This is a genomic window from Deltaproteobacteria bacterium CG11_big_fil_rev_8_21_14_0_20_42_23, from assembly GCA_002796345.1.
Classification (GTDB): Bacteria; UBA10199; UBA10199; order 2-02-FULL-44-16; family 2-02-FULL-44-16; genus 1-14-0-20-42-23.
Map to the genome: position 1 here is coordinate 1 of PCXC01000041.1, position 9191 is coordinate 9191.

Here is a 9191-nt window from a genome sequence, read left to right on the forward strand (position 1 = left end):
CCTCGGTCTTTTATGACCTATCCACTTTACGCCATCACTTCCTCTCTTTTCTTTCTCTTCCAAATTCAACTTCACTTCAAGATACAATCCAGGAATTCTCACAACTCTTTGTCATCCTGGGCATAATGGGAAAAAAAATCTAAACCATCAACCCAAACGCTTTTTTCACAGCGTTGCGTTTCAATTTTAATTCTTTCCACTCTTGTTCGGCGTTGCTTTGTGCCACAACTCCACAACCCGCTGCGATAGAAATTTTTTGTTCATCCCACGCTATATTGCGAATGGCAACCACACATTTTTCTCGTCCATCCGGCAAACGCACGCCAAACGGGGCTCCGAAGGCATGTCGCTTGTGTTGCTTTTCTTGAGCACGTAACCACGTTGCGTTGAATGATCGCGGAAAACATCCGAGCGCAGGTGTTGGATGCAAAGCCTCAACAAGTTTTTCAAACGAAAGGCATTGCTCTGAAACAATTTCAAGTGGTGTGCAAAGATGTACCAAATGTGACAATGCGAGCAATGATGTTTTTCCTCTTTTTATTTTTGCACATGGAGCAAGACTATCTTCAATGCCACGAATAACGTATTCATGCTCTGCTTTTTCTTTGGAATCATCTTCCAAAAGTGCAGCATCTTCTTTTGATTTCGTTCCTGCTAATGCCATGGTGCAAAGTGAGCCATCAGCTTTTCGTTCGAATAAGATTTCGGGGCTAACGCCTATCACTCCATCGTCCGCAAAGCTATATCCGTAAAGACTTTCAGAAACATTCATCTCTCGCACTTGCTGCAAAAAACTGAAGAGTACCTTTTCGCACCCTCTTCGTTTAGCCTCTTCAAATACAAGCGGTACGGCTTTTTTCAATTCACCATTTTGAATTTTTGCTTGAATATCTTCAAAAACCTGAAAGAAAACTTTTTTTGAATCTTCTTTCCACTCAAGAGCTGTAAGGAGTTGAGACTTCCACATTGCCTTTAAAGCTGTGGGCGAAAGCACTTGAGACGAGGCTGGTATCTTCCATGGCTTTGCATCCTGCAGAAAAAAATCCGAAATGAAAAAAGAAACTTTGCTTTCATCTGGCTTCGCAGATGCTGTAAATGGCCCAAAACCAAGCAGAATCTCTGTTTCGGAAAGGCTGCAAAGTGCTATCTCTTGTGATTCCTTCATCTTTTACGAGTCCTAAGAACGAAAAAACGCTTTTTTATTGAAATCTCTCTTGGCATCGGCTTAAAGCGCAATGGACAAAGAAAAACAAGGAAAGATCTCTACCCCTATGCCAGAAACTACCAGCCAAATTCGCATTGGAAACGCCACTGTTGGTGACGGCTCTTTTACCGTTATAGCGGGCCCTTGTTCCATTGAATCGGCCGATCAGTTTCGCCGCATTTCGCACCAAGTGAAAGAAGCGGGAGCACATATTTTGCGCGGCGGCATTTATAAAATGCGCACCAATCCAAACTCGTTTCAAGGTTTAGGCAAAGATGCTTTTCTCATCGCCCGCGAAACCTGTACAGAATTGAATTTGCCGCTTGTGTCTGAAATCACAGATCTTCGACAAGTAGAAGAACTGCTTGCGTTTGTTGATGTCTTTCAGGTGGGAACACGAAATATGTACAACTATCCTCTCTTGAAAGAATTGGGGAAAACATCAAAACCAGTTTTGCTTAAACGAGCTTTTTCGGCATCGATTAAAGAATGGATTCTGGCTGCGGAGCATATCGAGCAAGAAGGAAATCAGAATATTATTTTGTGCGAGCGTGGCATTCGCACGTTTGAAAACAGCATGCGTAACACTTTGGATTTAGCTTCTGCAGCTTTGGTGAAACAACAAACTCACTATCCCGTTTTCATCGATCCTTCGCACGGAACCGGCATGCGTGAATTGGTTGCGCCTATGACTTACGCAGCAGCTGCCATTGGTGCTGACGGTGTGATGATTGAAGTGCACGATGATCCTGGCAACTCGCTTTCTGACGGGCATCAGGCGCTCTCGCCAGAGCAGCTTGCTCCCATCATCAAAAAAGCTTTGCAGATCCGTTCCCTTTTTCTTAAGTAAGCAAACTATGAATACAAACATGCCCATGCGCAATCCAAAGCGAATTCGCGAAATGTTTAGCAGCATTGCGCACCGTTACGACAAAACCAACACCTACCTCTCCGCCGGCATTCATCATCTCTGGAGAAAAAAACTGGTGAACATGAGCAAGGCAAAACCCGGAGATAGCGTTCTAGACTGCGCTACCGGAACGGGCGATCTTGCTATCGCGTTTAAGAAATGTGTGGGAAATTCTGGTCATGTCATTGGCACCGACTTCTGCCCCGAAATGCTAGCATCCGCACCAGCAAAGGCTGAAAAAGCTGGCTGCCCTATTCGCTTTGAAGAAGCTGATGTAACCAACTTACAGTTTCAAGATAAACGCTTCGACATTACTTCAATTGCGTTTGGCATTCGCAATGTCAGCTATCCCATTAAAGCGTTGCAAGAAATGGCGCGAGTAACAAAGCCTGGCGGCTCGGTCATGATTTTGGAATTTGGTCAACCCAGTTTGCCTGTGTGGAAAGACATTTATTTCTTTTACTCCCACACGTTGCTGCCAAAAATTGGCGGCTGGCTCACTGGCGCATCAGATGCCTACAGCTATCTCGAAAAATCTTCCGCTTCATTCCCCTGCAATGAAGCCTTCATCCAGCTTTGCCGAGAGGCAGATTGTTTCAGCGAAATAGAAATGAAAAGCCTCACCGGCGGCGTAGCCTATATGTATAAAGCGCGAGTGCGGTAGAATGAGTAGTTTTCTAGGGCGTGTAGGCAATTAATCTAAGCAGTTGATTATAAAAACTTTTTTAACAAGATCTTTGAAGGTTGTCATCCTGAACAAAGTGAAGGATCTCCTTGAAATCACGTAGATTCTTCGCATACGCTCAGAATGACAACGCGTTACTGTCCACACGCCTTAGAAACAATTATATTTTCCCTCCTTCCACCACTAAAACTTCGGCGGATGAAAGCGGAGGGGAAATAAAAACACCCCTTTAACCCGACACACAATCAAGCCGCCGCCACAGCAAGTGGTCTGCTAACACCAACCACACCATCGCTTCCACAACGGGAAGGCCGCGAATGGCGATGCAGGGATCGTGTCTTCCTTTTTTAGCGACGTCTAAAATGGAGGATGTTGGTTTGAAGCTAATTCGCATGGAGATTGGTTCTCCGGTTGAGAGGCCTCCGCGAATACCTCCATATTGAGCTGTAGTTTTTGCATCGTGAAATGCGGTTCCTTTTTGTCCACCAGCTTCTACGCCGTCGCCAAATTCGAAAGATGTTGTCGCGCCCACACTCATCACAGCTGCTGCAAAGTCTGACTTCAATTTGTGAAACACGGGTTGGCCAAGTCCAACGGGAAGTGCTGAAACAAGAACTTCAACAACACCACCAAAACTTTCACCCTCTTCTTTTGCCTTGGTAAGTAGTTGCTCAAGTTTCGCTTCATCTTGCGGAAGATGCAATGGACCTACTTGCGTGAGATTGCCTTGCACACTCACTTCTGGAGCAAGTTTTTTTACGAGCATTTCTGCAACGGCTGCAGCCATCACACGGCTCACGGTTTCACGGCCAGAAGACCTTCCACCACCGCGGTGATCAACATGGCCAAACTTTGCACGCCACACATCATCGGCATGGCCAAGACGTGGAGAGATTTTTATCTGCTGGTAATCTTCGGAACGAGTGTCGGTATTATGAACCAGCATGGCAATGGGAGTGCCCAAGGTTTTGCCTTCGAAAACGCCACTTAGCACGTGCATTTCGTCAGCTTCATTGCGCGCTGACACAAGTGTGCCAAGGCCTGGACGGCGACGCTGCATCCATTGTTGCAGCAGCTCAAAATCAAAAGGGATGCCCGCCGGACATCCCTCAATGATTACACCTAAAGCTTTGCCATGGCTTTCGCCAAAGCTAGTGATATGAAAAATGCTGCCAAAACTATTTGCAGTCATTGTTTATCTCCTTCACATCAATAAAAAGCGATTGTATTCTTTGCCTACGAATTTTTCCCACGTCCAAACAATCTATCTAATGGACCAATACCTTCCCAACCAAATGCTAATAATGCTACTGCAGTAACAATCATACCTGCAGCTAATGCATAGTCCAGTAAAGTGCCTGACGTACCAGTGTTTACTGGATCAAGAGCTACTTCCTGCGCCCTCACCGTTTGAGCACATGCAAACGTTGCTGCTCCAGCAAGACACCCTACCATTCTTGCGCCTGTGTTACTTTGAGCAATTCCAAATCGGTCAACGTTTACAGCTGCTGGAACAACTGGTGCTGCTGCCATTCCAAAACCTGTTTCGCTAACACCAACTGATTTTACAGAAGGTACTGCTGGTTGAACTACTGGTGTAAATCTTAATACTGGTAAAACTCCAAGTGCGACGGGATTCATACTTTCTCCTTAGAAAAATGGGTTAGTGAGTTTTTCCAAAAGTCTTGTTGCTCTTGCGCTTGCCGTATAAACATTTCGGTTCCAGAAACATAATGGGCCTTATATTTTTCAGCGAGCTCTATTGCCCAAGAATCAAGGCTATAGTCAAGGTCAAAAATTACCTTTGGCGACCATGCCTTCGGTAGTGTGGAAAAAAAGTTGCGTGTTTTTTTTCCTGCAGCCCAAATAATTATTTCTGGAGCTTCATCAGCTCTGTTTTTTCCACTTCTGAGCTCTCCCGTTCTGGCAGAATAAAACAAAGCTTCCGGAAAAAGTTTTTGCAAAAGAGGAAGTGTGCCTCCACCTCCAATCACAGCAATTTGTCTTTTGATATCATAGCTTTCCATACTTACTTTAAAGGCTGTTTCTAAGGCTTTTGTATCGGTGTCTGTTCCGCACCACGCCTGGGTTTGCTGGCTCCAGATGAGTGTATTGATACTTCCTTTTGCGTGAAGCAGTTCTGCCACCTGCCTTTTGAGGGGAGCTGTAACTGAAGCCATTTTCAAGCCAAGGGCCTGCAAAATATCCAAAGCCCCTGCCTCCCAGTCTGATTCGGTGACGCGGATGGCGAAATACGGCATGCCCATTTCAGCAAAAAACCCAGCATGAAATGCCGGGCTAAAGCTGTGGGCAACAGGATCTCCCAACACCGCTGCAAAACTTTCTGATGACGTTTGCTGCTGACGAAGCCACGCAAGTAAAGTGGGCTGATCTGCACTGGAGCCATTGCCTTCGCGGATGAAGTTGATGTGCATCTTTCCTTGCATGTACAAGCGATACCACGCCCAGCGGCCATTAGCCGAGCACGGTAAAAACGAGCGGCGTGTGATATCTTGCATCATCCATTTATGCCCAAGCAGCAATTCATCAAAACTTTCTACGGGAAGCGCTGCTTTCAAGTGGCTCTCCGCTGGCGCTTTATTCACAAGCCTTTGCAAGGCATCTGAAAGAGTTTCATTTTCTTTTGGATGATGAAGCGAAACAATTATTGGCGTAAAAGAAAAATCTTCTCCAAGCGAAAGATCCCAATCTGTTTGCACATTTTTTGGTGGAAGATTTTGTTTTGTTCGGGGATTTCGATAGCTGAATAGAATCTTTTCTCGTGGAAAAAAATCTAATGCCCATTTTTGCTGTGCATCCGAAAGCAAATCGTCTCTGATTTCAAAAGCATGAAAACCCCAATCTCTTTTTTCGTTCCATGTTTTTTGTCGTGAGGCGCTGCACTCTTCAGGAAGAATTGTGATAAATGCATTGAGCTTAGTAATTTGGCGCTGAAAAAAAAGACGTTCGCTTTCACTTGGTCCAAAATCACCTTCGGCCAAAAACAATTCTTGATGAGCTATACTCTGATAATATTTTTCTCGTTCTGGAAACAACTTGAGATACGACTCTTTCAAGCTAAGATTTTTTTCTAAACACGGTCGCCCTAAAACCGTTCTGCCCCAAGCATCAGAGGCTCTTCGTATCCACAAGACTTTTATGTTTTCGTGCGAAATAATTTCAGGTGAAATGTTGCAACCTGCACCAAGCGCTAAAAAAACATGTTCATTTCTTTCAGCATATTGCTCAACAAACTGAAAAAGTATTTTAGCTTCAAGCTTTCTAAAAACAGTTTCGCCTTCTGTTGTAATGATATCGTAAATATTTTTTTGTGATTCTTTTTCAATTTCAGCATCAAGATCAAAGCAAAGTGCATGAGGAAGATAACTTTTGATGCGCGAAAGCAAAGCCGTTTTGCCAACGCCACGATGTCCAATAAGAAGTGTGATCATGTTTTAGTTCTCGATTCAGATAATTCACTGTCACCCTGAACGGACGTGAAGGGTCTCCTTGTTCAATCGTCAGAGGAGATTCTTCGCACTAGCTCAGAATGACAAAGAAATATCTCCCAAAATTCGGGGAAACTTTTGTTCACCACTTCGGGTGTTTTCAGTTCTAGGTTTAAACCTGCTTGCATTGCAACGGCTGCAGCCATTGCCAGACGGTGATCTCCGTCGGGATTGTACATTTTTTTCTCGGCAGAAAATGGTGTGGAATTTCCGTGAATCAGCAACCCATCGGCGCGCTCTTCTACTTCTCGTCCCATCAGTTGAATAAGATCCATCACCTTTAAAATCCTATTTGATTCTTTGTGGGTTAAATGTGGCGCGCCTGAAAGAACAGATACGCCATCGGCAAGTGCACACAAAACCGCTAAGACAGGAAATAAATCTGGAGCATTTCGCAAATTGCAATTGATGTGCTTTAAGTGTTCAGCTTTTTCCACTTCCAACACTGACTTATGTAAACTGACATTGGCACCCATTTTTTTCAGCAAGTCCACAAACACATAATCTGGCTGCAAACTCTTTTCAGGAAAATGTTCAACAAGTGCCCTTCCGTTTACAGCTGCAAGAGCTGCAACTGCAAATGCAGAACTCATATCGCTTTCCGCACGATATGTTCCAGCAGCTGGCTTTTGCAAAGCTGGAATGATTATTTCTTCTTCGCTGTCGCGTTGAATCTTCATGCCCAAAGTTTTCACCAAGGCCAAAGACAATTCAAGGTATGAAGGCGAAACTGATTCGCTAGAAAACCGCAAACTCAAATCAAACGGCAATCCCCACGCATTTAAGACAATGCCCGACGCAAACTGGCTGGAAATGCTGCGATCAACCACAAGTGCACCGCGAGATGGCTTCCAGCCTTCGGAATCGATGATCAGCTTTGGCTGGGTTGCATATTTAATCATCGCACGCACGCCAAGTTTTTGCAGGTTATCTAGCAAGGGTTGCTGCGGACGCTCAAAGAGACGCTTGTGCCCATACAAAATATGACGACCAGGAATACGCGCAGCTTTCAGCGCAAGAAAACGAAGAACAGCGCCAGCAAATCCGCAATGGATAGGCTTTTGCTGAGCAAGCGAAAGAATCCCAGCTTTCATCAGCTGCACATCATCGCAAGCTGAATCGCCTTCAATCTGCACTGTATTGGGCTCTGCATACGAGGCCATCAAGAGTAGTCGATTCAAGATCGACTTCGAGGCGGGCAAAGTTCCTTTGTAGTAAAATTCCTTTAAGCTCATGCGCTGGGGGATAGCAATAATGGTTCAATGCTGCAATGGGGTTTCTAGGGCTTATGGACAATTAAGATTTTGTCATTGCGAGTTTCGTGAAACGAAACGTGGCAATCTCCTCTGACAATTCAAAAATCGAGATCACCTTGCCTGCCGGCAGGCAGGCCACGTCTCCGCCAGAGGCGGATCCTCGTGATGACATATTTGAACTATTGAACTAATGAAAATGCCAACGCCCGTATCTCATCAGCCTTACTTGGACGCTGAGCATACAGTGCCTTCAAGAGCTGCGATTCAAGCGCTGCAAGGTTTTCTGGTGATCTGGTGCCATTGTATACCTTTAACATTTGCAGCCAAATTTTCTGGTACAGTTCATAAAACGGCTTAATCGCTTTCAAGGTTTCTTCGGCTGTAAAATGACGATCGCCTTCTAAGGTAAGGGCTGGAATAGCAGCTCTACTTTGAGCTGAGATAAACTGATCCAAAAGTGAAAGGGCCAGGAACGGAAAGAGTGACGCTCTTCTTCTTGGCCTCATGCCCATGTCGCGATCAATAGTATCTTCCTTACTCCACGCTTCGGTGAGAAGACGGAAAAAGGCATGTGTTGCATTTGCTGCAGACAAAGTGGGATTTAAAACATTTGGGACGTACAGTGAATTCGCGTTCCTCTCTAATGCCGCTCCAGCTTCATCACCTAAGAGCCCTCGTAGTTGACTCAGAAGAATGTTCCACAAAACTCCTTGAAAGGTAATGTGAGTAAAATCTCTCACGGCATAACTTTTTGCCTCATTTCGTTTTTTTTGTATCGCTTCTTCTCTCAGCTCACTTCCCCAACGTTCGAGAGCTGCAGGAATATTTCTTGCGTTTGAAAAAGCATATTTGTTTCGAGCAATTTGACATAGTTTAAGCAAGAGCCCTGCTCTCAATTCTTCATGTGAAAGGAGTGCGAGATCCGGCGAATACTCTCTGCTGATGGCAGCATAAAAGTGGCTGAATTTTTTTAAAAATGCTGGAAGTATCGAGGAAAGCGTTCTTTGCACCAGAGATGAGAGTACGGCCGAACGTAAATCATCGCTCCAGTTAAGCCTCAATACACAAACATAGGGAAGAAATAAAAAGTAACATTGTTTCTCTTTCGCACAGATCTCTGCCAGCTCTAAAAAAGAGTTATAATCATTACTAAGAATCTTTCTATTTCGTTGAAATCTCTCCCACGCGCCATCTCCCAGAACATCCAAAAATGCTTTTATCTCTGCATCACTTAACTGCTTTTTTTTAGTTCCACCGCCAGATCCATTTGCACCAGAAGCAGCATCAGCTCCATCCGTTGTTCCTCCAAAAAAAGTGAACTGTGGACTCCTTGTCATACAATGAATCGCAGCAAATCTTGGTGGAACACTCAAGAAGCTTGAAGTGGTAAGGGGATGCGCAACTGGAGTAAACCCATGGCCTGGAAAAAGATAGCCTTCAACAGGAAATGCAGTTCTAGCAGGCGTTGCAAGGATGTTTGTGGTGGGAATTAAATTCATGCGCTGCACATAGAACATGTGGAAAATTTGTAAAGGGTTTATATAGTTCCCCCTGAAAAACCCATTTTTTCAAGATAGCGGACCTTGAGCGGTGTGTTTTTTCGGAGGCTCAACAAAAATCAACCTCA

At 44.7% G+C, this 9191-nt stretch carries 8 protein-coding genes; 2 read left to right on the plus strand and 6 right to left on the minus strand.

Annotated features, from left to right (window positions below):
* Positions 1-139: 139 nt before the first annotated feature.
* The gene (locus tag COV43_05645) at positions 140-1165 is read right to left on the minus strand and encodes a hypothetical protein (GenBank protein PIR25409.1); all 1026 of its coding nucleotides are present in this window, start codon (positions 1163-1165) and stop codon (positions 140-142) included.
* Positions 1166-1235: 70 nt separating this feature from the next.
* Here COV43_05645 and aroF point away from each other — a divergent pair, with 70 nt between their 5' ends.
* Both aroF and COV43_05655 read left to right on the plus strand, forming a co-directional pair.
* Entirely contained in the window at positions 1236-2054 is an 819-nt protein-coding gene (aroF, locus tag COV43_05650) for a 3-deoxy-7-phosphoheptulonate synthase (protein ID PIR25410.1), read from the plus strand.
* Between the two features lie 7 nt (positions 2055-2061).
* Positions 2062-2778: a bifunctional demethylmenaquinone methyltransferase/2-methoxy-6-polyprenyl-1,4-benzoquinol methylase UbiE gene (locus tag COV43_05655; protein ID PIR25411.1), complete on the plus strand. Its 717-nt coding sequence runs from the start codon at positions 2062-2064 to the stop codon at positions 2776-2778.
* Between the two features lie 250 nt (positions 2779-3028).
* Here COV43_05655 and COV43_05660 read toward each other — a convergent pair whose 3' ends face one another.
* From COV43_05660 to COV43_05680, 5 genes are all read right to left on the minus strand, one after another.
* A complete protein-coding gene (locus tag COV43_05660; GenBank protein PIR25412.1) occupies positions 3029-3991 on the minus strand; it encodes a chorismate synthase in 963 nt (320 codons plus the stop codon).
* 44 nt (positions 3992-4035) lie between these two features.
* Positions 4036-4440, minus strand: a complete 405-nt coding sequence (locus COV43_05665; protein ID PIR25413.1) for a hypothetical protein — start codon at positions 4438-4440, stop codon at positions 4036-4038.
* Positions 4437-6251, minus strand: coding sequence for a hypothetical protein (locus tag COV43_05670; GenBank protein ID PIR25414.1), 1815 nt, complete (start codon positions 6249-6251; stop codon positions 4437-4439). The genes COV43_05665 and COV43_05670 overlap by 4 nt, the downstream gene beginning before the upstream one ends.
* A 62-nt stretch (positions 6252-6313) precedes the next feature.
* Complete coding sequence (locus COV43_05675; GenBank protein ID PIR25415.1) at positions 6314-7543, minus strand: 3-phosphoshikimate 1-carboxyvinyltransferase; 1230 nt, start codon at positions 7541-7543, stop codon at positions 6314-6316.
* A 200-nt stretch (positions 7544-7743) separates the two neighbouring features.
* Entirely contained in the window at positions 7744-9081 is a 1338-nt protein-coding gene (locus COV43_05680; GenBank protein PIR25416.1) for a hypothetical protein, read from the minus strand.
* Positions 9082-9191: the final 110 nt, after the last annotated feature.